Annotated in this window: 26 protein-coding genes and 1 tRNA gene; 2 read left to right on the forward strand and 25 right to left on the reverse strand. The window is 55.5% G+C overall.

The window, feature by feature from the left end; translation table 11 throughout:
• The 17 genes from ABD796_RS13425 to galT all read right to left on the reverse strand — a co-directional run.
• Positions 1-399, reverse strand: a 399-nt coding sequence (locus tag ABD796_RS13425; protein ID WP_344908617.1) for a CheR family methyltransferase, incomplete at its 3' end; no start/stop codon positions are given.
• 174 nt (positions 400-573) lie between these two features.
• Positions 574-1,017: a nucleoside-diphosphate kinase gene (gene ndk, locus ABD796_RS13430; RefSeq protein ID WP_344908618.1), complete on the reverse strand. Its 444-nt coding sequence runs from the start codon at positions 1,015-1,017 to the stop codon at positions 574-576.
• A 76-nt stretch (positions 1,018-1,093) separates the two neighbouring features.
• Positions 1,094-2,068 (reverse strand): heptaprenyl diphosphate synthase component II, encoded by a 975-nt coding sequence (gene hepT, locus ABD796_RS13435; protein WP_344908619.1) that lies wholly within the window; start codon positions 2,066-2,068, stop codon positions 1,094-1,096.
• A gap of 4 nt (positions 2,069-2,072) precedes the next feature.
• Entirely contained in the window at positions 2,073-2,927 is an 855-nt protein-coding gene (locus tag ABD796_RS13440) for a menaquinone biosynthetic enzyme MqnA/MqnD family protein (protein WP_344908620.1), read from the reverse strand.
• Positions 2,927-3,535, reverse strand: coding sequence for a UbiX family flavin prenyltransferase (locus tag ABD796_RS13445; RefSeq protein ID WP_344908621.1), 609 nt, complete (start codon positions 3,533-3,535; stop codon positions 2,927-2,929). The genes ABD796_RS13440 and ABD796_RS13445 overlap by 1 nt, the downstream gene beginning before the upstream one ends.
• A complete protein-coding gene (locus tag ABD796_RS13450; protein ID WP_344908622.1) occupies positions 3,529-4,404 on the reverse strand; it encodes a UbiA-like polyprenyltransferase in 876 nt (291 codons plus the stop codon). The genes ABD796_RS13445 and ABD796_RS13450 overlap by 7 nt, the downstream gene beginning before the upstream one ends.
• Positions 4,394-5,131 (reverse strand): demethylmenaquinone methyltransferase, encoded by a 738-nt coding sequence (locus tag ABD796_RS13455; RefSeq protein ID WP_344908952.1) that lies wholly within the window; start codon positions 5,129-5,131, stop codon positions 4,394-4,396. Before ABD796_RS13455 ends, ABD796_RS13450 begins: the two co-directional genes overlap by 11 nt.
• Positions 5,132-5,154: 23 nt before the next feature.
• On the reverse strand, positions 5,155-6,018 hold the full coding sequence (locus ABD796_RS13460) for a heptaprenyl diphosphate synthase component 1 (protein WP_344908623.1): 864 nt from the start codon (positions 6,016-6,018) through the stop codon (positions 5,155-5,157).
• A 164-nt stretch (positions 6,019-6,182) separates the two neighbouring features.
• On the reverse strand, positions 6,183-6,719 hold the full coding sequence (locus tag ABD796_RS13465) for a hypothetical protein (protein ID WP_344908624.1): 537 nt from the start codon (positions 6,717-6,719) through the stop codon (positions 6,183-6,185).
• Between the two features lie 148 nt (positions 6,720-6,867).
• Positions 6,868-7,107: a trp RNA-binding attenuation protein MtrB gene (gene mtrB / locus ABD796_RS13470; protein ID WP_344908625.1), complete on the reverse strand. Its 240-nt coding sequence runs from the start codon at positions 7,105-7,107 to the stop codon at positions 6,868-6,870.
• A gap of 111 nt (positions 7,108-7,218) precedes the next feature.
• Complete coding sequence (locus ABD796_RS13475; protein ID WP_344908626.1) at positions 7,219-7,677, reverse strand: GNAT family N-acetyltransferase; 459 nt, start codon at positions 7,675-7,677, stop codon at positions 7,219-7,221.
• Between the two features lie 37 nt (positions 7,678-7,714).
• Positions 7,715-8,257, reverse strand: coding sequence for a hypothetical protein (locus ABD796_RS13480; RefSeq protein ID WP_344908627.1), 543 nt, complete (start codon positions 8,255-8,257; stop codon positions 7,715-7,717).
• A gap of 459 nt (positions 8,258-8,716) precedes the next feature.
• Positions 8,717-8,790 (reverse strand) — tRNA-Pro (locus ABD796_RS13485).
• A 250-nt stretch (positions 8,791-9,040) separates the two neighbouring features.
• The gene (locus ABD796_RS13490) at positions 9,041-12,394 is read right to left on the reverse strand and encodes an S-layer homology domain-containing protein (protein ID WP_344908628.1); all 3,354 of its coding nucleotides are present in this window, start codon (positions 12,392-12,394) and stop codon (positions 9,041-9,043) included.
• A 164-nt stretch (positions 12,395-12,558) separates the two neighbouring features.
• Positions 12,559-13,548, reverse strand: a complete 990-nt coding sequence (gene galE / locus ABD796_RS13495; protein WP_344908629.1) for a UDP-glucose 4-epimerase GalE — start codon at positions 13,546-13,548, stop codon at positions 12,559-12,561.
• A gap of 110 nt (positions 13,549-13,658) precedes the next feature.
• Positions 13,659-14,855, reverse strand: coding sequence for a galactokinase (locus tag ABD796_RS13500; protein WP_344908630.1), 1,197 nt, complete (start codon positions 14,853-14,855; stop codon positions 13,659-13,661).
• Positions 14,852-15,835, reverse strand: a complete 984-nt coding sequence (gene galT, locus ABD796_RS13505) for a galactose-1-phosphate uridylyltransferase (protein ID WP_344908631.1) — start codon at positions 15,833-15,835, stop codon at positions 14,852-14,854. Before galT ends, ABD796_RS13500 begins: the two co-directional genes overlap by 4 nt.
• Positions 15,836-16,062: 227 nt before the next feature.
• Here galT and ABD796_RS13510 point away from each other — a divergent pair, with 227 nt between their 5' ends.
• Positions 16,063-17,298 carry an ROK family transcriptional regulator gene (locus ABD796_RS13510; protein WP_344908632.1) on the forward strand — a complete coding sequence of 412 codons (1,236 nt, stop codon included), beginning with the start codon at positions 16,063-16,065 and terminating at the stop codon, positions 17,296-17,298.
• Between the two features lie 137 nt (positions 17,299-17,435).
• Here ABD796_RS13510 and ABD796_RS13515 read toward each other — a convergent pair whose 3' ends face one another.
• The 3 genes from ABD796_RS13515 to ABD796_RS13525 all read right to left on the reverse strand — a co-directional run bounded on the left by ABD796_RS13515 (position 17,436) and on the right by ABD796_RS13525 (position 21,014).
• Entirely contained in the window at positions 17,436-17,711 is a 276-nt protein-coding gene (locus ABD796_RS13515) for an HU family DNA-binding protein (RefSeq protein WP_120747332.1), read from the reverse strand.
• Between the two features lie 165 nt (positions 17,712-17,876).
• Positions 17,877-19,355: a stage IV sporulation protein A gene (spoIVA, locus tag ABD796_RS13520; RefSeq protein ID WP_344908633.1), complete on the reverse strand. Its 1,479-nt coding sequence runs from the start codon at positions 19,353-19,355 to the stop codon at positions 17,877-17,879.
• 369 nt (positions 19,356-19,724) lie between these two features.
• Entirely contained in the window at positions 19,725-21,014 is a 1,290-nt protein-coding gene (locus ABD796_RS13525; protein WP_344908634.1) for an ABC transporter substrate-binding protein, read from the reverse strand.
• Positions 21,015-21,280: 266 nt separating this feature from the next.
• On the opposite strand from ABD796_RS13525, the gene ABD796_RS13530 reads away from it, so the two are divergent.
• The gene (locus ABD796_RS13530) at positions 21,281-22,189 is read left to right on the forward strand and encodes a helix-turn-helix domain-containing protein (RefSeq protein ID WP_344908635.1); all 909 of its coding nucleotides are present in this window, start codon (positions 21,281-21,283) and stop codon (positions 22,187-22,189) included.
• An 11-nt stretch (positions 22,190-22,200) separates the two neighbouring features.
• On the opposite strand, the gene ABD796_RS13535 is transcribed toward ABD796_RS13530, so the two are convergent.
• Genes ABD796_RS13535 through ABD796_RS13555 form a run of 5 tightly spaced genes read right to left on the reverse strand, consistent with a single transcriptional unit; the run spans position 22,201 to position 24,496 of the window.
• Positions 22,201-23,007, reverse strand: coding sequence for a DUF3939 domain-containing protein (locus tag ABD796_RS13535; RefSeq protein ID WP_344908636.1), 807 nt, complete (start codon positions 23,005-23,007; stop codon positions 22,201-22,203).
• Positions 23,008-23,057: 50 nt separating this feature from the next.
• The gene (locus tag ABD796_RS13540; protein ID WP_344908637.1) at positions 23,058-23,402 is read right to left on the reverse strand and encodes a 2Fe-2S iron-sulfur cluster-binding protein; all 345 of its coding nucleotides are present in this window, start codon (positions 23,400-23,402) and stop codon (positions 23,058-23,060) included.
• Positions 23,392-24,048 carry a nucleotidyltransferase family protein gene (locus ABD796_RS13545; RefSeq protein WP_344908638.1) on the reverse strand — a complete coding sequence of 219 codons (657 nt, stop codon included), beginning with the start codon at positions 24,046-24,048 and terminating at the stop codon, positions 23,392-23,394. Before ABD796_RS13545 ends, ABD796_RS13540 begins: the two co-directional genes overlap by 11 nt.
• Positions 24,014-24,304, reverse strand: coding sequence for a 2Fe-2S iron-sulfur cluster-binding protein (locus tag ABD796_RS13550; RefSeq protein WP_344908639.1), 291 nt, complete (start codon positions 24,302-24,304; stop codon positions 24,014-24,016). The genes ABD796_RS13545 and ABD796_RS13550 overlap by 35 nt, the downstream gene beginning before the upstream one ends.
• A gap of 21 nt (positions 24,305-24,325) precedes the next feature.
• A complete protein-coding gene (locus ABD796_RS13555) occupies positions 24,326-24,496 on the reverse strand; it encodes a DUF2768 family protein (RefSeq protein WP_344908953.1) in 171 nt (56 codons plus the stop codon).
• Between the last annotated feature and the right edge of the window lie 159 nt (positions 24,497-24,655).

A 24,655-nucleotide genomic window follows, 5' to 3' on the forward strand; every position in this document is an offset into this window, starting at 1 on the left:
ATCCGTCGCGTATACCTGGGACGATTCCAAAACGCCCAGCTCGGCCATGATCATCGCCAGCGTATACGGCTCCTCCCCCGTCGAACAAGCCGCGCTCCAACATTTGAGCCGCCGTGTGGAACGCATCATCTCCGGAATAAACTTGCTCTCGAGCAGCTCCCAACGGTTCGGATTGCGCCAAAATTCCGAAACGTTGATCGTCATCCGATCCAGAAACTCGTAATACAGCTCTTTATCCCGGGCCATCGCGTCGAAGAACGAGACAAAAGAGGTGTAGCCCTTTTTCGTATAAAGAGTCGTGAGCCGGCGTTTCATTTGCGCTTCCTTGTACTGGGACAAGTCAATGGCCGAGTAGTCTTTTACTTTTTTCACGAATAACAAAAAATCTTGATCATCCAACCCCTGTCACTCCCCAAGAGACGATATCGATCGGTAAAACTCCCCGTTTGCATGCCGGAAGTCCCAAGCATACAAAAAATCCCGTATGCCATTTATTCCATGCACACGGGATATTTTCCTGCTCGTTCTATCGAAAATTGTCGAAGTTACGGGAATTTCATGCAGCAGCAGCCATTAAATCCACTTTTGAATCGTTTTTGTATAACCGAGAAGCTCATGCGGCTCGAAAAAAATGCCGATCTCCCGTACGGCGTTCTCGGGAGAATCCGAGCCGTGAATCAGATTGCGGTTCGTATGTACGGCATAATCGCCTCGGATCGTTCCCGGCTGCGCTTCCAGCGTATTCGTCTTGCCCATCATGATTCGCGACAGCGCGATGACCTGATCCCCTTCCCATACCATTGCAAATACGGGGGCAGACGTAATGAAGCTCATCAAGTCGTCGTAATAAGGCCTTCCATGATGCTCGGCATAATGTTTCTCGGCTTGCTCCCGCGTCACGACCATCAGCTTGCTGGCGATCAGCGTAAACCCTTTGCGCTCGAAGCGGCTTACAATATCCCCGATCAATCCGCGCTGCACGCCGTCCGGTTTGATCATCAAATAAGTTCTTTCCATAACGTTTCCCTCCACTCTCGTAAATGTCGTAATGATCGGTGGTGATCGCCGGCCGGACGCCAATCTTGCCGGCAGCTCAGTACGAACGGTTGCCGATGAAATGAGCCACTTTAATCAAATCCTGCTTGGCGCGGATGTCCGGCAAGCCGTTCAACGCCTCGATGGCCCTGTCGATATACCGCGACGACAGGTTGTCCGCCTGCTTGATGTAAGTACCACCGCGAATGAGACGCAGAAAAGGCGAGACGTCCGTCTGCCCATCGACAAGCCGGACCCGCTCGATCTCGTCCAGCAGCTCGCGGCGAATGCCGGTGTCCGAGAGCGCATACAGGACCGGCAACGTTATGTTGCCTTGGCGGATATCGCTGCCCGGCGGCTTGCCCAGCTCCTTCTCGGTTCCGGTCAAATCCAGAATGTCGTCGCGAATCTGATAAGCCATACCCACATTATAGCCGAACTGGTACATCCTCCGACATATGTCGTCGGTCGCCTCCGAAGCGACGGCGCCCAACTGGCAGCTGATCGCGATCAGCAGCGCCGTTTTGCGCTTGATGCGAAGCAAGTAATGACGAAGCGTTTGATCCGTGCGAAAAAAGTAGCGGATTTGCTCGATCTCGCCGATGGTCAGCTCTACGATGGCGGACGACAAAATTTGGTGGATGCGCGGGTTGCTGAGCTGCGTTGCCACCATAAGCGCCTTGGCGAAAATGTAATCCCCCGTATACATGGCGATCCGGTTATCCCACTTCGCCCGCACCGTCTGCTGACCGCGGCGCGTATCCGCGTCGTCGATCACGTCGTCGTGCACGAGCGTAGCCATATGGATCAGCTCCAACGGAACGGCGATATGCTTGATCCGCTGGAGGTCGTACTGGCCGAACTGGGAGGAAAGCAGAACGACCACAGGGCGTATCCGCTTCCCTCCCGCCTTGAGCAGGTGGAGCGACGTTTCCTTGAGCATTGCATGCTCGGTGTAGACGCTGTCCTCCAGCTCCCGTTCGACGAAAGCAATGTCTTTCTTCATTCGGGCATAAATATCCAATAGTTTCATTGCGTCACCTGGTTACGGAATTATCGGTCCACATATGGAGCGGAGCCGGTTCGGGAAGCAGCCCCAGTTCGTTCGCGTAGCGGAAGTACAGGCTTAGCCCTTTCCGCTGCTCCGGGCCGAAATCATGACTCAAATTGCGAAAATAATAACGCCAATAGTCGAGAGTGCCGCCAATATCCATCTGAGCCCGGCGAATAATCGATTCCGGGTCGCGCTCGCCGGCAGCCTTGCTTTGCAGAAACGCTTCGTGAATAGCCGCGACAAGCCCCGGATAGGCGGCGATCGTTTCTTTGCGAACGGCCCATACGGCAAAGGTCATCCAATGCTCGGTATACTTGTACCAGAGCTCGCCCATATCCGTCACCTGGTATGGAGTCTCGGACCAGCTGGCCCGGATCGCATCGTCGCCGATCAACAGCGCCGCATCGGCATGTTTCATCATTGTATCCAAAGACGGAGCCGCATACACATAGCGGGGCGTGACGCCAACGAAACGGGCGAGGATGATCTTCAGCAGATTGACGGTTGTAGCCGATGTCGTCGGCAGCATAACCGTACAGCCGTCAAGCTGCTCAAGCGGCTTCTTGTGGAAAATCAGCAGCGAATTCACTTTTCCCTTGGCGCTGACGGACAGCTCCGGGAACAGTTCGTAGCGGCTGTGCGATTCCCCGTATGCGAACGAGGATATCGCCCCCATATCCACCTCGCCGGCCAGCATCGCCCGATTCAGTCCGGTCGGCACTTGACCGATCCATTCCAGATCCGTGCCGAACCGCTCATGCGGAAAATGGTGATAAATCGGCCAAACGTTCGTGTAGTTGATTTTTCCAATACGTATTAACGAACCGTGCTGCATCATCAAGCATCTCCCCATCGTCGAAACAGTTCGTTGTCGATTCCCATGTTGTCGAGCACTTTGCCGACCAGGAAATCAACCAATTCATCCATCGATAACGGTTTGTGATAAAAAGCCGGCATTGCCGGCACGATGCTCACGCCCATGCGCGCAAGCTTCAGCATGTTTTCCAAATGAATCGCATGCAGCGGCGTTTCCCGCGGCACGACGATAAGCCGGCGCCCTTCCTTCAGCATCACGTCGGCGGCCCGCTCAAGCAAATTGCCGGAGGCGCCGTGGGCGATGCCCGACAGCGTCCCCATGCTGCATGGAACGATGGCCATGCCCGCCGTGCGAAACGAGCCGCTCGCAATGCTTGCTCCAATATCCGCGATCGGGTAGTAGCGCGGCTGTCTTGCGAAACGTTCGAATCGGCTTGCAATCGTCTGCTGGCGATGAGCGGCATCCCAGCCCAGCTCCTCGTGCAGCACCCGCCAGCCCGCATCGGTAATGACCAGATGGACGGGGTATCCCAGCTCCAGCAGCACCTCGCAAAGCCGGACGCCGTAGACGGCTCCGCTCGCTCCGGTCAAGCCGACGACCCAGCCGGGGCGATTTTCGCTTTCTACCATACGTAGCGCACCACCAGATCGATGAATGTGAAACAAAACACAACCACGCTCAAAACGCCGTTCATCGTGAAGAACGCCGTGTTTAATTTCGATAAGTCGTTCGGCTTCACGATGTAATGTTCATAAAACAAGATCACATAGGATACTAGCAGACCAGCCAAATACCACCAGCTCAGCTCCGTCATCAGGAACAGACTCAGCAGCCCGATCGAGGTTACGACGTGGAACAGTCGGGCAAGCATAAGCGCCGGGCCGATCCCGAAGCGGCTCGGTATCGAATGAAGCCCTTCGCGCTTGTCATGCTCCGCATCTTGGCAAGCATAGATGATGTCGAAGCCGGCAGTCCATAATGCGACGCTGACGTACAGCACCATAGCCGTCCAGTCGATCGTGCCCGTGACGGCGACCCAGGCGCCGAGCGGAGCAAGTCCGAGCGTCAAGCCGAGAATGAGATGACAAGTCCAAGTAAAGCGCTTCGTGTACGAATAAATAACGGTCATGAAGACGGCAAGCGGCAGAAGCTTCATTGCCAGCGGACTCAGGTTGGCCGTAGCCCAGAAAAGCAAAACGAACGAGACGATAATGAACAGCAGCACTTCTCCGGCTGACAGCAGCCCAGCCGGCAAGGCGCGCTTTGCGGTGCGCGGATTTTTCTTGTCGATCACCCGGTCGATTAGCCGATTCAGTCCCATCGCGGCGCTGCGCGCGCCGACCATGGCCATCACGATCCAACCGATCTGCCCCCATGTAGGGAGCGAGCCGAACTGGATGACCGAGCCGAGAACCGCCCCCATGAAGGCGAACGGCAAAGCGAAGAGCGTATGCTCGAACTTGATCATTTCCATAAAGATTTTGACTTTACTCCACACGACCCGCACCCTCCTGATTTCCCTTTCCCTTAGCTCCGATGTGCAAGGCGGCGACCCCACCTGTTAACGGATACGCGCGGACGTCCGAAAGACCGATGTGCCGGAAAATGCCGGCAAGCTGTTTGTGGTCTGGAAAATGGACGAGCGACTCCGGGAGCCACTTGTACTGCTCGTACCGCTTGGCGATCATTTTGCCGATCAACGGCAGGACACGCTGAAAATAAAAGTAGTAAATCGACTTGAACGGCTGCCACGTCGGCTTGGACAGCTCGAGCGATACGACAAGCCCCCCAGGCTTGACGACCCTCTGCATCTCTCTCAGCACCTTTTCCAGATCCGGCACGTTGCGCAGCGCAAAACCGATTGTGGCATAATCGAACGTATCGTCCGGAAAAGGCAGCTCCATCGCATTGCCGTGAGTCAATTCAATCTGCTTGCTCTTGCCAACCCGGGCTATCTTCTGCTCCCCGAAATCGAGCATGTTCTGGCTAAAATCCAGCCCGACTATGCGGCCGTCTCCGCTCGCCTGCGCCAGCTGCAGCGTCCAGTCGCACGTTCCGCAGCACACGTCCAGCGCCGTCGATCCGGGCTTGACCGCCATCTGCTTCATCGTAAACTTGCGCCAAGCCTTATGCCTGCGGAAGCTGATCAGGTCGTTCATCAAATCGTACTTATGGGCAATGCTTTCGAATACGGAATGGACAAACTGTTCTTTGCTCGTATTCATCTCCAACCTTTTCTTCACCTCGCTCACACTTCCTCCAATGCCCGCGAAGCGGCAATCGCTCTTGCGAACGGATCGCCGATCCGGTGCAGCTCTCCGGCCAGCTTGTCCGAGTCGAACTGCCGAATTTTGTCCGACAGCTGATTGAACTGCGCGTCCAGCATTTGAAGCAGGGTCGCCCTCACATTGTACTTGTGAAGCAGCGTCCGCAGCTTTCCGGGGTCGGATTCCCCGTTTTTCAACTGCTTTTTCTCTTCCTTCGTGCCGATTTGCAGCAAATGCCAAAAAGCCCAACCGGACCGGAGATCGTTCCCCCGCTCGATACGGCGCAGCTCGTCCAGCAACACTTCGCAGCTCGTATACCCGTGGAGCATGTCCGGCCAGCTGTTCGGCTTCATCCCTTCCAGCAGGCGCGAGAACGTCAAGAACAGCTGCATCTTGATGCTCACCGCTTGCTGCATATACTCGTCGGCCGTCATTTTCCATTGGCGGATTCGCGTGTACATATTCATCTTCAACCGGTTTACTTCGCATATCGCCGTCGCCATATGACCGGTCATCTCCACCTGTCCGGCCTGCGCAAGCAGTTGGTAAAACCGGCTGCTGAAATAATCGCCCGCCAGCACTTTCAGCTGCCGGGACCGGGCTTCCTTCTTCTCTTTGCGATCGTTTGTTTCCGCCACCAGATCATGCGTATCCAGCCCCATCTGGGCCAATGACGCCACAAGGGCATACAGCTCGCTTTGCTGACCGGCTGCCGGGCTTTTATTTAGAAACGCGTACAAAAGCTGCGTACGAAAATTCGGAAGCTCCGGCAATTCCGTGTGATCCCGGATCATATCGTATTCGGTGTAAGGTTTCGTCGCATCCGCAATCGAGTAACTGTTCATACATGCCTCCGTACCGCCGACAAGCGTTCAAATTGCGTTCATCCGTGCATCCAAACCATTATATCATAACCGGAAGCACCGCGCACAACCTATTGTTCCGACGAGGCATTGCGACTGCCGGCCGTCATTCGCCGCGCCGCCGCTTTATTCAGTATACATCCTGGTCAGCGATACTGGTCAAGCCACTTGCGCGTATAAGTAAGGCTAAAATGTGAACTTAGGTATTGCTCCTTCGTCCCTCTCCCGCGCAAACCCGCCTCCGTCGCCCCGCCGCCCAGATCCGTTCGCTTCGCGTCCATGGCCAGCAGCAGCTGCGGCGTTTGATCTTTGCCGGCCGGCTGCTCCATGACGCGGACAAGCAGCTGCTTTACATTTTTAGTGCCCGAAAAGCCAAGAGAAGACAACTCGTACAAATCTTCATATATCGCTTCGGCGGACATTCCGCCAGACTTTGTTTTCAAATCAACGGAAAGAATGGAGTCGCTAAACTCCACATGCGCCACGTTCAGACGGAGCTTGGCTCTGACCAGCAGATCGACCAGATTGCGTTCGCTCAGGGTAACGGCATAATCCGACCGGAATACGGGTGTTTCCGCTCCGTTCGATTGGACCGAACCGTCCAACTCGGGAACAATCGAAAGAACTGCGGCGAATCCAATCGAGATCAGTACAGCCGCCATAATCCGGACTGTCGATTTCAAAGCCCATCCCTCCCCGTTAGCTCCTCTCCTTCATTGTACATAACAAAAAGGCAAGCTATGCCTGCCTTTTTGAAAGAGCCGCGTGCTATCGCCGCTGCGGGAAGGGGGCTTGCCATATGTGGCGCGCACCCGTAGCTTTTTACGTATGCTATTCGTCGGTGTCGACTGTGCCGAAGCGGGTGATGACGACCGCCTTGCCGCGTATTTTCACGGCGGACGTATGCTCCGTAAACTGGGCGATCATAACTTCTCCCTTGTCCAGCTTCTCCGTGTGATGAAACCGCGTGTCATGCCCTCGCGTCAATCCGATGACGTGAACGCCGTTCTCCTTCGCCTTGATCACGAAATAATCGCCTTGTACCGTCTCGCTGGCCATTTTTCGATCCATCCTCTCTCCTCGACTCAACTGTCATTTGCTTGTCTGTGCCTCTATCTATGATGCGAAAAATAGTCCGCGATGTCAAACGGTCTTTTTAATCATAAGCGATTCTTTATGCATTCACTCCAATGAAAGCTCCATTGGTTCGGTACAATGCTTGTACCCGTTCCTTGCATAGAACGGAACGGCTTCATCGCTAGGCCAAACGATGATGAATTCAAGCTGCCGTTCCTCTCCCCATTGCTTGATTTCTCTCAATAGTTGACTGCCTATTCCCCTCGACCGATACTCGGGAACCGTGTAAACGTTTGTCATATACGCAAACGGATGCGTATTGCGGCCAGGACGAGGCACCTTATCGATCAGTTCCACGTAGATGTGGGAGACGATTCGCGCCTCTTTCTCAGCCACCCAGATGAACCATTTTCCACCGTCGATCACAGCCTCGAGAAATTCCCTGCACTCGTTATGGAAATCTCCATAGGACGCCACAATGTCTGGTGCATGCTCGTATGTAAAATCCCAGCGCATGCGGATCAGTTGGTCGATATCCTCTTGAGCCGCTAATCGGATTCTCATGCCCGGTCCTCCCTTCCATGGTTATTTCGAATACGCATCAGCCGTGTTCTTTATAGGTCCGCAGTGGAACATCATCCCATATTTGCACTTCAATATATCGTTCGGGCCCAAGCGTTCCGTCCGCATTCCACTCCTGCGGCAGTCCATACTGTCGAATCATTTCGTAAATTTCATCAATGGTATATACCTGATTCCGATACGGTTTCCCGTCCTGGTACCGCATAGTCGGAAATAAATCACCATAAGTGAAACTGATGGTAAAAGGATCGAATTCGGTAATGGGAATACACAGCTCTTTGCCGTTCGTATACCAGGATAGCAGCCACGGACATGCCTCAAACGTCATGTAGTGCGGGTATCGTCTGACTGGTTTTCCGCCTTTACGTTCAAACATCGTTCTTGCACTTGTCTCCAGTTCCCTTCGTAACGCGAGATATTCGGGAGAACGTTTGCTTGCAAAACCTTTTCCTTCGCTTCGAATGTTACCCAGAACGCCCTCTGCATCATCAAGTTCCAGATCGGACAAGTTGCAGAACGGACCTGTCGAAGCATCATAATAATGGTAAAGCAGCTTTTCCATCCAAACCTCCGGTTTCCGGGTCCCTGTCCTTTTTCCGCGTCATAATCTACCTCATAAGGCGCTACTGGAACTTCTTCCATGGACACGCCCCCTAACCCTTGGTTCAACATGCGAATTCTAAACTCGGACGCAACTGAAAAAGCTATCGATACGCCCCCATATTCATAAAGAACCGAAGGGTTCTCGATTTCAATCCTATAACGATTACCCAATTCGCAACTCCCGAGTTTCATTATATTTCCAACCCAAAGGTATTCCGTCATCAAGCTGCCTCAGTCCGAAATGATGGAAATTTTGTCCAAGCAACACCTCGTAACCGCGTAGTATAGCATTGCGTCAACGAATGCTATCTGTCTTGCAGCATGTGCGGTGTAATTCACAGCAGCGTAATAGCAAAGACCACTCTCCCCAGTGTATTGACATACGCCGAAGAAAGTGGTCTTAACTTGCAATTTAGTATCGGAGTAACACGATTTGAACGTGCGACCTCACCCACCCCAAGGGTGCGCGCTACCAGGCTGCGCTATACCCCGATATGTAAAAAACGGTGCTGGGGCTGCCGGAGACATGTCCGGTTTATTGATGCTAAACGATATTATAATGGGTTTATTTTCATTTGTAAAGAGGATATGCGCTTTCCTTTACAATCGATTGGCTTTCCCTTCAATTCGGGACCGAGAACGGTTACGGAGCAAGCGACTCGCGCCGCTCCCCTATTAAAACACAAGAGCCGCCCCGCTTCTTGGGGAGCGGAGCGGCCTTGGCTTCCTGGCAAGTCGTTCTTTACTGTGCGGCAGAGGCCGCTTGGATGGCGCCGTAAGCCCAAAAATCGGACTTAACATCCTTCCAGATCGGCTGTTGATCTTTATGCGGAGCCACACCCAAAATACCGTTAATCATGGTAACGGCTTCTGCTCTCGTCAATTGTCCGTCCGGACGGAACGTGCCGTCCTCATAGCCGTTCAGCACGCCCGCGGCTTTCAGACGGGCGACGGCGTCGGCTGCCCAATGTCCCTTCATGTCGGAGAATGAAACGGAAGCTGCGCCGCGATCGGTTTTCAGCAGCGGCAGAAGCGCTTTAGCCATTTCCGCGCGGGTTACCGCTTGGTTCGGTTTGAAACTTTTGTCTTCATAGCCGGTCATGATGGTCAAATTGGTTGCTGTCGCAATCGCTGTGGCTGCCCAATGACCAGCAGACACGTCGGTGTACGATACGGACGCGGAAGCCGCTTTATCGCCTGCAATTCGCGCGATGATCGCTGCCGTCTCCGCACGGGTAATGAAGCCGTTCGGACGGAACGTATGATCCTCGTATCCTTGAATGTATGCCTTCAATTCCTTCGATCCGCCCCAAGCGTCTACCAGAACGACCGAGAAGGTGCTGAATTTATCTACCGTAATGCGAAGCCCTTTCTCGCCTTTCTCGGCAAGGTCAACTACTTCGCCGCGAACAAGCTCTTTGCTGCCGTCGCTATGCTCGATATAAACGCCCAATTGACTCGGGTCCGCATTCAAAGCCGCTTGCCCTTCCAAAGGAAGCACCAGCGTTACAGGGCGGTCCTGCAGGTTCGTCTCGATGACGACTGGCCGGCCGGCCATATGGATGCGCGCGTCTCCGGCAACGGTGACGATGCCTGTATCTGCTTGCGCTCTACGCTCTACGTCGGAACGCTCTTGTTGCGATTTCAGCGGTACCAATCGGAAGTATACGTCTTGGGCCCGATCTTGGAGAGCGGCGCTCGGGATCGTAATCTTCACGTTGTTGTTGACAAGCACAAGGTCGATTCCTTTTTCAAAAAGGAGCGAGGATGTCGCTTTGTCGATCGTAAAGTTCCATTCGGATACTTCATCCTTCGCGTCCGGTATGACGATGGTTGCAATCTTGGAACCGGAATCGATCAACTGTTGTACAATTTCTTTGGCTTTGCCGGATTCGAACTTCAGCGAATCCTTGATTGATCCCTTCGCGTCGCGGGTACGAGTAATATCCAGAGAAGACACGACGGCAGCGTTCGTACCGTTCTCCACATTCACTTTGATCGTCTCCGTTGTCGGTGCGCTACCGCCCGCTCCGCCGCCGGAATTCGCACCGGAATTGGTTCCCGGATTCGTTTCAGGCTCCGTACCCGGATTCGTTCCCGGGTTGTCCGATCCGCCTTGCGGAATTACGCTGGCCGATGGCAGCGAATAATCCGAGGTGCCCGCTTCATTGCTCGCTCTTACGGCAAACACGTACGCCGTCCCGTTTGTCAAGCCGGTAACCGTAAAGGACTTCCCGGTTACATTGGATGCGGCAAGCACCCAGTCGCTGGTTTGCTGCGGCGCAGCCGTTCCTGCATATTGATAGACCGAATAGCTTACGACATTTCGGCTAGCATTCCATGACAAAGACACTTGAGCGTTGCCCGCTACGGCCACCACTTCCTGCGGTACGGTTGGCGGCGTCAAGGCTGCAACAGGCGTCACGCTGCCCGATGCCTGCGAGAAGTCCGACCATCCCGCTTCATTGACCGCTCTTACGGCAAACACATAGGAGGTGCCGTTCGTCAAACCGGTAACCGTGTACCTTTTTCCGATAACATTGGATGCAGCGAGCACCCAATCACTCTCCTGCTGCGGCGCAGCCGTTCCCGCATATTGATAGACCGCATAGCTGTTTGCATGATTGCTGGCGTTCCATGACAAAGACGCTTGAGCGTTGCCCGCTACGGCCAAAACTTCCTGCGGCACGGTTGGCGGCGTCAAGGCTGCAACAGGCGTCACGCTGGCCGATGCCGGCGAAAAGGCGGACGTTCCGTCACCGTCGATCGCTTTGACCGCAAACACGTAAGGTGTGCCGTTGACCAAATTTTGCACGGTATAGGTCGTACCGGTCACGGTTGGCGCCGAGACAACCCAATCGGATGGCAGCAGCGGCGCAGCGGCACCCGCATAGTGGTAGACCGCATAGCTTACCGCGTTCGCGCTTGCGCTCCAAGTTACGGCAGCCAAGCTATCTCCCGCCGTGGCGGACACTTGCGCTGGCGGAGCCAGGACGGCTCTTGGCGTTACGCTGGCGGACGCCGATGAAAAGGCCGAGCTTTGCGCGCCGTCGCTCGCTTTAACGGCGAACACATACGGCGTGCCGTTCGTCAAGCCGGTTACTGTGAAGGACGTATCCGCTGTCCCCGGCTGTACGACCGTCCAATCGCTTTCCAGCAGCGGCGCGGCTGTACCCGCATACTTGTACACCGCGTAGCTGACCGCTTGAGCGCTCGAACTCCACGTGACGACCGCTTGAGCGTCACCGCCGACGGCAGTGACCTGCGCAGGCGCGGAAGGTCCTGCCGTCGTTGTTGATGTCTGGAGCATCACTGGGCTGGTTTGCAGATTTCCAATAGGCGAGTACATGCTTGGGATGTCTCTAGCTACGACATAAATATCGTAATCCGTATTCGGCGTTAACCCGCTTATCGTGATCGTTTGCTCCGTATTTGCCGTAATGAAAGGGGTCCCCGGCAAATTGCTTGCAACGGTAATGCTGTCGATCGGCGCGCTACCTCGAGGGAGCACCTTCGTATAGACGATTGCCGGCTCGTCCAGCTTCACTTTCACCTCGACCGAGTCAGGCGTTACGCTGCCGATTTGAGGGAACCCGCCTTCGAATACAGGCGGAGTTGTATCGATTAAGGGCTGAAACGGAAATCTTAGAGGCACCTGCAATAAAGTTCCGTGCGGATCTTCAATGACTACGCTGATCGTAGAGGTGAGCATGGGCATTCCCGGCATCGAGCTTAGTCCGCTAATCGGCAATTGCACCTCTACGCCCGCTTGTACAGGGATGCTTCCTTTATTGGTAATGGGAACGTTGCCCAAACCCATCCCGTTCTTGACACTGAGGCTGGAAAGCATAAGGCTCATCATTTCATCGGTAACTACATAATAAACGGTTCCGTTTTGGGGAGATTTGACCTTTAAAGTTGCTGTAGTGAGCGACGTGCTTGTTAGCGTCGGATAACTCGGTGAAAATACAGGGTACTCAATGCTGGCAAAAGCCGTGTTGTAGCCCGCCGGAAACACGCCCAAAATGAGCATGAAGGCGACGAGCAACGGCAGCAGTCTTGTGCGCCGCCTGTCTGTGAATCGTGTTAGCATCATTATAAACTCCTTCGCATCAGTATGCTCAACAGTATACAGCACGGCTCTGAACCGATTCTGAGCATAAAGGAAGAAGCAGCGGGAACAACAAAGAACGCTCTTCCCGCTATCAGGAAGAGCGTTCTATCGGCATAATGTTCAGCAAGCCCGCAAGCTGCCCCCTCTTAATCGGCGTAGCCGTCCGGGTGCTGCTTGTGCCAGTTCCAGGCCGTACGGATAATCGTGGCTAGGTCGTCGTAGCGGGGCTGCCAGCCCAGCACGGACCTTGCTTTGGAAGAGGAAGCGATGAGCACAGCCGGGTCTCCCGCCCGGCGAGGCGAGACAACGGCCGGAATCGGGTGCTCCGTCACGGAACGGGCCAGCTCGATCACCTGCTGGACCGAGAAGCCTGCACCGCTGCCGAGGTTGAACACATCGCTCGAATGGCCGGCGCGCATATGCTGAAGGGCGAGCCAATGGGCGTTGGCCAAATCCATGACGTGAACATAATCGCGGATACACGTGCCGTCCTCGGTCGGATAATCGTCGCCATAAATGCCGATATGCTCGCGCTGGCCGAGCGGCACCTGCAATATGATCGGAATCAGATGGCTTTCCGGTTTATGATCTTCGCCGATCAAGCCGTCCGGATGCGCTCCGCACGCATTGAAATAACGCAAAGAAACGAATTTGATGCCGTACGCCTTGTCGCACCAGCGAAACATATTTTCCATCGCCAGCTTCGTTTCGCCATACGGGCTCTCGGGCCGCGTAGGAGCGATCTCCTCGATCGGCACCCGTTCCGGCTCTCCGTAGGTGGCCGCCGTCGACGAGAACACGATTTTGTTCACCCCATGCTTCACCATCGCGTTCACGAGCGAATAAGTGCCGAACAGGTTGTTGTCGTAATAGGCCAGCGGCTGCTGCACGCTCTCCCCAACAAGCGAGCTGGCGGCAAAATGAATGACCGCCTCGATCGCATTCTCGCCGAATACGCGGTCGAGCAGCTCCGCATCGCGGATATCGCCTTCATAAAAACGCGCGTCGGCCGATACGGCAGAGCGGTGTCCGGTACGCAAGCTGTCGACGACGACCACCTGTTCGCCGTGCGACAGCAGTTCTACGACGGTATGGCTTCCAATATAGCCGGCACCGCCCGTTACGAGAATAGCCATGCTTACTTTCCCCCCCGACAATCGGAATCGGGCGCCGAGGCAGGCTGCGGCCAACGACCGGAACAGCTATCGGAACATTCGCCGGCCTGCCCTGACGCCCATACTTTTTGCTACAGCTCCAGCTCTTTCGCGCCGTCGCCAATATCGCATACGTAGAAGGAAGGGACGAGCCCCGTCTTCGCCGTATAATTGTCCGCCACGCTCCGCTGAAACCGCTCAACTGCTTCGTCGCGAACGATGCTGACATTGCAGCCGCCGAAGCCGGCACCTGTCATGCGCGTGCCGATACAGCCCTCGACGGCTCGCGCTTCCTCATACAACGTATCCAGCTCGAAGCCGGTTACCTCGTACAAATCGCGCAAAGATTCGTGAGAAGCGTTCATCAGCAAACCGAACGCCTCCAGCTCCCCTTGCTCCAAATAAACGCGCGCCTTCAGCACGCGGTCATCCTCAGCGACAACATGCTCCACCCGATTGGCGATCAGCGGATCGGGAATCGCATGACGCACCTGCTCCCACCGCTCGGCGGTCAGCTCGCCTAAGCTGCCAAGCTCGGGCAGCTTTTCCCGTATCCACTTTAACCCATCCTCGCACTGTTGTCTACGCTCGTTGTACTTCGAGTCGGCCAAGCCTCGGCGCTTGTTCGTGTTCGTAATGATCAGCTTGCAGCCGTCAATGCGAAACGGCACGTACTGATAGTCGAGCGTATCGCACTTGAGCATGACCGCATGCGCGCGCTTGCCCATGCCGACGGCAAACTGGTCCATAATGCCGCAGTTGACGCCAACGAAACGGTTCTCGGCCCGTTGCGACAGCTGAACGAGCGTGAGCATAGGCAGCGACAAGCCCGCCGTCTCCGCGAAGGCGAGCGCCGTTACAAGCTCGATCGAAGCCGAGGAGGATAAACCGGCCCCGTTCGGAACGTTGCCGTCATACAAAATGTCCGCCCCTCGCAGCCGGTCCGCGTACCCCCCCTCCTCCAGCCGAAGCAGCTCGGAAAGAACGCCTTTCGGGTAGTTGGCCCAATCGTGCTCGGGGAGATGACGGACATCGGAGACGTTCACGTCGGCTTCCGCAGCAAACTGGCTGGAACGAAAGCGGTATACGCCGTCGGTCCGAGGCTTGATTAGCGCATAGGTGCCGAAGGTCAAGGCCGCCGGAAACACGTAGCCTCCGTTATAATCGGTATGCTCGCCGATCAGGTTCACCCGCCCCGGGGCAAAAAAGCAGCGAACCCCTTCGTCGCTGCCGAACCGTTCGGCAAACCGGGCGCGAAGCTGCCCCAAATCGATCGTTGTCGCTGTCATGACAATCTCCCTTCCTTCCTCAAATAACGTTCGTACGCTTCCCTCATCTTCGGGGCCGTGTCCTCCACCGCCATCGGATTGGCTGCAGCCCAGGCGCCCATCTCGGAGGAAGCGTACCATTTGATCTTGTCCTTGTCGCGAAGCGGCGGATAAAATTCGATATGAAAATGATAATACGCTTCGACGTCGTCGCCGTTGACCGGCCGTTGATGCATGACCATCATATACGGGAACAGCTTATCGAACAGCTGATCCATCGTGCCGGTCGTGTCCTTGAGCATTTCGGCCAAAGCCCGTTTCTCGTCGGAGGTAAAGTCCGGCAAGCCGGTCAGATGGCGCTTGCTGACGATAAACACGCCATATGGATAATCGGTAAAGTAGGGCAAATAGCACAGGAAATGCTCGTTCTCGATAATAATCCGCTGCCGGAATTCGGTTTCGTCGCGATTCATGTCGCAAAGCAGGCAGCTTCCGTGCTCTTCGTGGTGCAGGCGGCAGCTTTCCAGCTCCGTCTTCAGCTTGAGCGGCATATGCGAATAGGCGTAAACTTGCCCATGCGGATGCGGCATCGTCACCCCGCACTCTTCCCCGCGGTTTTCGAAAATCATGACATACTGATGCTTCGGATCTTTCGCCAGCTCGACGAACCGTTCGGTCCATACGTCGATCAGCTTGCCGATATGATCGACCGGCAACTCCGGCAGCGTCTTCGTATGATCCGGCGAATACAGGATCACCTCGCATTTGCCGAACGACTTTTCCGCCTTATACAGCGATGTGGCGACCGGGTCTGGCTCCGGCGGGTTCGGACTGAGCGCGGGAAAATCGTTCTCGTACACGTGCACCTCGTAATCGTCCGGAACTTTGCCCGAGCCTGGACAGAACGGACAATAGCCTTTGGGCATATGCGGGCGGTTTTGCCGATTGGACGCCACCATGATCCAATCGCGCAGCAGCGGGTTATAGCGCAGTTCTGCCATCGTTACATTTCCTCCTTGCCGTTACCGGCTTTCTCTACTTAATAAAATTATTTAATTAAGTTTGGTTAATCTTATCATACTCTCTCCTGAATTCGAACACAACCTTATTTTGCTCAAAGTTTTCCCTGGCCTCCATTACGATTGGATTGGCGGCTTTTATTGCCTTCGCGCACTTAATTAGTTATCCTTAGAAAGGACAAAATAGAAGGAAAAGGACGGTGGGACCGATGACGAAGCCGATAGTCGGCAGCTTTCAATGGATGAAATCGTTGAACCGCTCGATCGTACTGACGACGATTCGCAATGAAGGGCCGATCTCGCGGGCGGAAATCGCCAAACGCATCGCCCTGACACCGCCGACCGTCACGAATATCGTCAACGAGCTGCTGGAGGAAAAGATGATCGTCGAGAGCGAGGTCGGCGCTTCGAGCGGCGGACGAAAGCCGATTATGCTCAAGCTCAATGCAGAGGCGTTCTCTATCATAGGCATCGACGTCGGGGTGAGCACAATCAAGGCGGTATTGACCGATCTTGACGCCGGAGTCATTCGCGAGGAGCGCCGTACTCTGCCGCCAAAGCCGGACGCCCCCACACTGCTGGCCGAGCTGCATCATGCGGTCGCCGAGCTGATCGGCGCCGCCGGAGAGCAGCGCCCGGTACTCGGCATCGGCGTCGGGATGCACGGGCTGGTCAACCCGGAGGAGGGCATGGCCGTGTTCGCTCCGAACTTGCAGCTGCGCCATGTGCCGATCGGCGAATCGCTGGAGCAGGCGTTCGGCCTGCCCGTCTATGTGGAGAACGACGTGGTGGCGATGGCGCTTGGCGAGCTTTGGTTCGGAGGCGGGCAGGATGTCGATCATTTCATCTGCGTTAACATCGGGGTGGGGGTCGGCGCCGGCATTGTGCTGAACCGGCATATTTTCCGCGGCAGCAGCTATGCGGCCGGAGAAATCGGGCATACGACCGTCGACCTGAACGGCCCCCGCTGCGAATGCGGCAACTACGGCTGCCTGCAGACGCTCGTCTCCGGCCCGGCGATCGCAGAGAGCGTCCAGAACGAAATCGCCTTGGGACGTTCAAGCCAAATGCTGGCCGCGGCTTCCGGCAATCTTCAGGCGATTACCGGAGAACTGGTGTACGAGGCCGCGTTGGAGGGAGACGAGCTCGCTCGCGAAGCGTTCGGCAAAGCGGGCCGCCTGCTGGGCATCGGCCTGACGAATATGATCCATACGCTGAATCCGCAAAAGATCATCTTGGGCGGCGGCGTCTCGCAGGCCGGTCCGCTGCTGACCGAGCCGCTCCTGCAAACGGTAAACGCCCGCGCGCTCGAATCTTCAGTCCGCGCGCTGACGATCGAGACGTCGCGGCTTGGCAGCCGGGCAACCGCCATCGGGGCCGTCACGATCGTACTGAGCCGGCTGTTCGACCGGCAGCCGCAGACAGAAGCTCCATACGGGCGCTAAGCCCGGTTCGCTGGAGCCGTCGGCCTCATGAACGGGCACGGGGCATCCCACCTGTGCAGCGCAACGCAAAAAGTGCCTGGCGTCATCGTCAGGCACTTCGTAAGGATATCCTATAGTTCCATTCTTTAAAGAAGACGTTATTGCGCGCAAACGTCGCGCAGCTGCTTGCCCGGTTTAAAAGCAGGCACCTTGCTTGCCGGAATGTCGATCTCTTCGCCCGTCTGCGGATTGCGGCCTTTGCGAGCGGAACGTTCACGAACTTCAAAGTTTCCGAATCCGACGAGCTGCACTTTATCCCCGCTTTGCAGCGCACCGGTAATTGCTTCGAAAACGGCGTCAATCGCTTTCGTAATGTCTTTTTTGGACAAGTCGGTCGTTTCCGCCACTTTGGCGATCAGCTCCGATTTATTCATGCCATTCACCTCCCCCTTAACGTACTACTGCCGTTACTCTCTGTGTTCACCGTTTCCGCGCAAAATATACGTCTCTTCGCAAAAATAAAACAAAACGACGGCAAGACGCGCCAAAGCAGACAGCCTCCCGTCATCGGGAGCGCTGCCTGCTTGTCGGTTATGCCGTTACAAAATGATGGCGATTAGACCGCCCGAGCCTTCGTTGATAATGCGGCCCAGCGTTTCCTGCAGCTTGTAGCGGGCGTTGTCCGGCATCATCGCCAGCTTGCCCTGAATGCCTTCGCGGACGATCGAGTTCAGCGAGCGGCCGAAAATATCGGAATCCCATATTTTCAACGGATTCTCCTCGAAGTCCTGCATCAGATAGCGGACCAGTTCCTCGCTCTGCTTCTCCGTCCCGATAATCGGCGCGAATTCCGACTCGACGTCGACGCGGATCATATGGATCGAAGGCGCCGTCGCCTTCAGACGAACCCCGAAGCGCGAGCCTTGGCGGATCAGCTCCGGCTCGTCGAGCGACATATCCTCGAGGCTCGGCGGCGCGATGCCGTAGCCGGTCGTCTTGACCATCTCCAGCGCCTCGGCAAACCGGTCGTATTCCCGCTTCGCGTGGGTGAATTCCTGCATCAGCTGGAGCAGATGGTCCTTGCCGCGAATTTCCACGCCGACGACTTCCATCAAAATTTTATCGTACAGCTCGTCGGGCGCGTACAGGTCGATTTCGGCCACGCCCTGCCCCATATCCATACCGGCAAGCGCGGCCCGCTCGATGAAATCGTACGTGTCGAACTGGCTGACGACCCGATCCACGTCGCGCAAACGGCGAATATCTTTGACCGTATTGCGGACGGAGCTCTCGAAGTGCGAACGCAGCCAATGGTTTTCGCCGAGCACCATAACCCAGCTGGGCAGGTTGACGTTCACTTCGTGAACCGGGAACTCGTACAGCACCTCGCGCATGACTTGCAAAATATCGTCTTCCGTCATGTTCGCTACGCTTGTGGCCATAACCGGGATGTCGTATTTGGCGGCCAGCTCGTTGCGCAGATCGACCGTCTCCGGACTCGTCGGCTTGACAGAGTTGACGATCAGAATGAACGGCTTGCCGACTTCCTTCAGCTCGTTGATGACCCGCTCTTCCGCTTCGACATACGAGGAGCGCGGAATTTCCGCGATGGAGCCGTCGGTCGTCACGACGACGCCGAGCGTCGAATGCTCTTGAATGACTTTGCGCGTGCCGATCTCGGCCGCTTCCTGGAACGGAATCGGTTCGTCGAACCACGGTGTCGTAATCATCCGCGGTCCGCTTTCGTCCTCATAGCCTTTGGCGCCCTGAACGGCGTAACCGACGCAATCGACAAGCCGGATGTTGACGTTGAGACCTTCCGCGACGTTCAGCCGCACCGCGTTATTCGGCACGAACTTCGGCTCGGTCGTCATGATCGTCTTGCCGGCCGCGCTCTGCGGCAGCTCGTCGGTCGCCCGGACCCGTTCAGCTTCGTTCTGGATGTTCGGCAACACCAGTGTTTCCATGAACCGTTTAATAAACGTAGATTTCCCCGTCCGGACCGCTCCTACGACTCCAAGGTAGATGTCCCCCCCGGTACGCTCCGCGATGTCCTTAAAGATATCCACTTTCTCCAATGAGATCCCCTCCTAGGCAGGATAATGAACGAAGCAGATGTCGCAATCGGATGGTTGACGGCGGAAGCCGTTATTCATACTCGCGAAGCGACGATACTCGTACATGTTTTTTGACTAGTAAAAATATATGTACTAGGTTTTGCGATTATGACTAGCGCCTATTAAAAGTTTCGGACGAAGCGGCTCCGGAATCTATCGATCTACCAACTCCCCGTGCGCATTGATTTTCCCTTCCACCACTATATGTCGATACCGACCCGCATATTCGAAGCCATGGCGATAAAAAAAGGAATAAGCGGAACCGCGCAAAAAAACCCCCTTCGTACCGCAGGGGGGTTCTTCATAAAATTTGCATGATGAGGACAGCCGTTATTTTTTATTTTGTTCCTCGATTTGCTTATTCGCATCTTCTTCGGCTTTGCGCAACATGGAATTGAGATCTTGCTGGCTCGTTTTGTAAGTATCGATAATTTGGCTTAACTTCGCCCGGATGCTCCCGTCGTTCAGAACGGTCGGAACCGGCTTGGCGATTTTCTCCGCATAAAACGCCTTGACGTTTTTCCCTTTCAAAATATCGAGATCTTTACCAAAATCGTTCAATACTTTATCGTCGCGCAAAACCGGAACATGTCCTTTACGGGCGTTGGCCGCTTGAATTTCGTCGGACACGATGTAGGCAAGCACCTCGAACGTTTCGTCCTTATACTTGCTGTTCGGCATAATCGAATAGAAAGGAGCGTTCATCTGCGAACCGACGCCTTTCATGCCTTCGAAATTGGGCAACGTGACGACATCCCAATCCAGCCCTTTCTGAACGGCTGCGGGCAGCAGGTCAAGCGGACTCGGACCGGCCATCATGGCCAAAGTCTGATTGGTGAAGAAATTGGCGGTGTCCTCGGCCGAAGGCTCGTTTCCCGGAATATCGTAAAACCGGACCATCGACTCCACCCATTTTTTCCACGGATCCGTATTGATCGTCGTTTTCCCCGTAGCCGGGTCGGCGAACGGCAAGCCCATCTGGTTCCGGAATGCCAAATTCAGCGCGCTAAATTTAAAGCCTTTGTAGTTGACCCCGCCTTCGACGCGCGTCATTTTTTTCGTAATGTCGTACACTTGATCCCAAGTCATGTTATCGGTCGGGTAAGGAACGCCAAATTTGTCGAACAGGCTTTTGTTAAAATATAGCGTCGAATTGTTTAATTCATACGGCATGATCAGAAATTCGCCTTTATCGGAGTACGATTTGACGGTTTCCAGCACGCCCGGTGAAAACCGGTTCACATCGAACTTGTATTTTGTCATGTACGGCGTCAGGTCTGTAACAAGTTTATCCCGCAGGGTGCCAGGCAGCCCGCCCGCCGACCGGGCAATCGCATCGACGGAAATGCCCGCCCCCACCACGTCTTCAAGCATGTTGCCCTTGCCCTCCAGCATGACGTTCAGCTTGATGTTAGGAAAGTGATTCTCCACTTTTCCCTTCAATTCTTCGAGAAGCTCCTTGGAGTACCCATTATACAAAAAGTTCAAGGTCACCGTTTCCAACTTCTCTGGTTTCTTTCCGTTTCCGTCGGCAGGGTCGGTCCCTTTGTCCCCACATCCGGCGAGCAAAACGGTCATCGACATCCCCAGACCAAGCACGGTTTTTTGGAATCGCTTCATCTTTCGTCCCCCTATTCAGCTACTGATTACTGTGAGCGCTTTAATTGTACCTCCCCCCTTTGGGAAAATCTTTCCTATAATTGATCACTTTTTTGGAGAAAAATTTTGATGTTCGAAAAAATCAGCTCGCCCGTCTCCCTTGTCGCTACGAGGCGGATTAGGCGTCTTTTTCCTCCGTTTCCTGATTTGCCTGTCTTTGCGGTCATGGTCTATAATGCATAGCGGGACGCATTACGCGTAACCTCGATCGGGAAGGGGTACTGCCGATGACTTTTGAATTGAACATGAAGACGCATCGTCCGGAGACGAATCGGGTCGTCGAAAAATATTTCCGTCTGTTCCCCGTCTATTTGCGCAAGGAGTCCATAAAATATCACCGCTATATGCTGCACGTGCAGCCGGGAATCGAATTTAATCTCAGCTTGGCTGGAACCGCTTACTTTGTTGTCGGCGAACGCATTTACAAAACGTCGCCCGGCCAACTGCTCGTCTTTCCCGGCGATGTACCTCATCAAGTATTTGTCGAGCCTTCCGACCATTACCGCCGAGCGGTCATATGCGTCAACGACGTTATGTTGAAGCAGGCGACTGCTCAATTTCCCGATACGCATTCCCCGCTGCGCTGGTTCGACAACGTCTCTTGCCACCAGTTCCAGCTGCAAATGAAAACGTTCGCAGCGCTCCGGCAGATCGCCGTGGCGATGTACCAGGAGCAGCAGGAGCAAAAGCCGGGCTGGCAGCAAATGCTGATGGCCCAACTGCTGTCGATGATCGTCTCCGTCGGCCGGCTGGTAGACGAGCAGGCGTCGCCCGACATCGGCCGGTTACCTCAGCGGCATGTTGCGCGCGAGCTGGCGGAGAGCTGCTGCACGTTTATCGAATCGCACCTGTACGAAGATTTGTCGTTGCAAACCGCTGCACGGCGGTTCCATGTCAGCCCGGAGCATCTGACGCGCACCTTCAAACGGGAAACCGGCATCGCCTTCTATCAATACGTCCTGCTTCAGCGCATTCGCGAAAGCAAGCGGCTGCTGCTGTCCGATACGGGCTTGTCGCTGACGGAGATCGCCTATACGCTCGGCTTCGCATCGTCGTCGCATTTCAGCCGCACGTTCCGCAGCATCGTCAAGCTGAGCCCGAGCGAGTACCGTCTTCAGGCCGCATCTACGCAATAAGCCGAAGCGTCTCAAGAAGCAGACGGCTTCGGCTCATTATTCAACCAGTAATAGGGGAACGATTTGACCGGTACATAAGGCGCATCGGCTACAAGCAATTCCCGCAAGTCGGTCTTTCCATCGGCCGACTTCATCCCTTTGCGCTCCATCGCCTGCATAACCTCCGGCGCATAGTCGATGCCGACCGTACCGCTGCCGTCGATCAGGAAAGTCAAATATTGACGGGAGTACAGGCTCTGCACCTGCTCGGTTTTTTTGCCCAGCTTGGCGAAATCGAGCCGGAATACGTTGCGGCCGGCTTCCTCGCCCTTCGGAATTTCCCCGTTTTTCGCTTTTTTGTAATCGTCGACCGCCCGCTGCAGGTCTCCGGTTTTTTGGAAGGCCGCAATATCCAGCAGCTTAACCTCCGGCTTCTGCTCGGCATGAACGAGCACGAACAGGAATTTCCCGCCGTTCTCGAAGGCGATTCCTGGCACTTGCCCGAGATACGGGCCTTGCGACAGCTTCTTCATATCCAGCACGTACTGCTCGTAAATCGGCGTGTCGACCTCGAAGTTCTTGATCGGCAGCACGCCGTTTTTCTCTTTGTACAAATCGACCGCATGCTGCACAAGCAGCAGACTTTCCATGACGGAAGCCTGATTTTCCTTGCGCATCTCCTTCGGGTACAGACATCCGGCCAGCAGCGGCAGCAGCATGACGGAAACGATCATCCCCGCCAGTCGTGCGGCAAAAGCTTGGCGGCTGACGCCGGACAAGCGCGCTTCTCCCGAACCGGATCGTTCCGCTAGCGCGCGGCGTCTTGCAAACGCAAACATCGGCTCTCTCCTTTATCCCCTTCGGCTTCTATCGTTCCTTGGCATCCTGACTACCAGAGACCTTCCTCTTCCTGCTGCTTGGCCAGTTGGGCGCGTACCGCGGCCTTCAACGGGTCTTCCGGAACAGTGACGGTGCACGGCCCGGTTATCCTAGCTTGGCAAGCCAGTCGAAAGCTCTGGTCGACCAAATCGCCCAGCTTCCGCTTCTCGTTGTCTCCCGCCGCCGTCAAGCCTGCCGCATCCTCCACGATCACCTTGCACATCAGGCAGGCAGCGTTGCCCCCGCAGCGGGTACGGATAAGAATGCGCGCTTTCTGGGCAGCCTGGAGCACGGTCGACCCCGGCTTAACTTGAATCGTTTTATTGTCAGGCTTAAAGCGGACTTCAACGTTCACCCCCGCTCTCCTCCCCTTCGGACGGCGCTTGCAGCAGCTCGCCGATGCGCCCTGCGAAACGGTCGCCTATGCGGTTGCCTTCGAGCAGAACGCGCAGGACCGGATCATGACGAGCAGGCTCCGAACGCATACCCGCCGCGAGCGGCTCGTAGCGGTCGCGGCGCTCCCGCAGTACGTTGAAGAGCAGTTCATGGGCAAGCGGCATAAAACGGACCGTCGCCGCGCCGACCGTTCCTTCGGCGGCAAAGGGAGCCAGCACGGAGCGAATGCGCACCTCGTACTCGGCTTCATCCAGACGTACCTGGAGACTGCCTACAAGCTCAACCTGTACGCCCTCAATTTCATAATGGCTCAGCAAGGACCCATACTGATCCGTCTCGCTGTAAGCCTGTTCGTCTACCGAATAAGCGTGCAGCGCGGCATGTACCGCCTCAGCCTCTCCGGCATCCACATAGACGTCCAGATCGCGCGGCACCACACCGAGCGGAGTCCCCTGCAGCAGCGCTCCGCAGCTGCCGCCGACCAGCCAGACGACACCGCAATCCGCCAGCAGCTGCCCAATAATGTCCAACGCCCGGACGACGGACGCCGGGACCGCATGGACGGCAGGCTCAATACGGTTTGTTTTGCACGACGATATGTCCATTGCTTATCACCTTCGCTTGACACCCGAGCCGGTATCCTTGTTCAAGCTCCTCTTCTTCCAAACCGATCCGCTCCGCCTTGGTCGGTTCGTCCAAACATGCAATGCCTTCCACGACATGACAGCGACAACGGCAGCAGGTGCCCCGCGTGCAGTTGAACGCCCAGTCCACATCGGCTTTAAGCGCCAGCTGCAGGACGGTTTGCCCTGCGACGGCTTCCACGGTCTTTCGTTTGGTACGTCCCGTCAATTCGATCATTGGGCTTCCCTCCGTCTTCTGTCAAATAATCGATAGGATCATATACACGACGGAAACAAGCAAAATGACGAAAGCGATCGCCGATAGAACGCCTCGCACGACGCCCTTCAACTTGACTCTGGCAAACGTAACCAGGAAGGATGCCAGTACCATCAGCCCCATTCCGATGAAGGAGGCCCACATCTTATCCATGCTGCTCAAATGAAATCACCCTATGCATTAGTTCTATCGCCCCTGATTATAGCATTCCGGCGAGCTTTTGTGAAATCGGGGCACGGTTTTGCCGTCAATTTAAAAAACGCCCGGACGGGTGTCCGGACGTTTCTGGCTTGCGCGGAGCCCTTTCGGAGC

Origin of the sequence: Paenibacillus hodogayensis (assembly GCF_039536325.1) — a bacterium.
GTDB lineage: Bacteria > Bacillota > Bacilli > Paenibacillales > NBRC-103111 > Paenibacillus_AB > Paenibacillus_AB hodogayensis.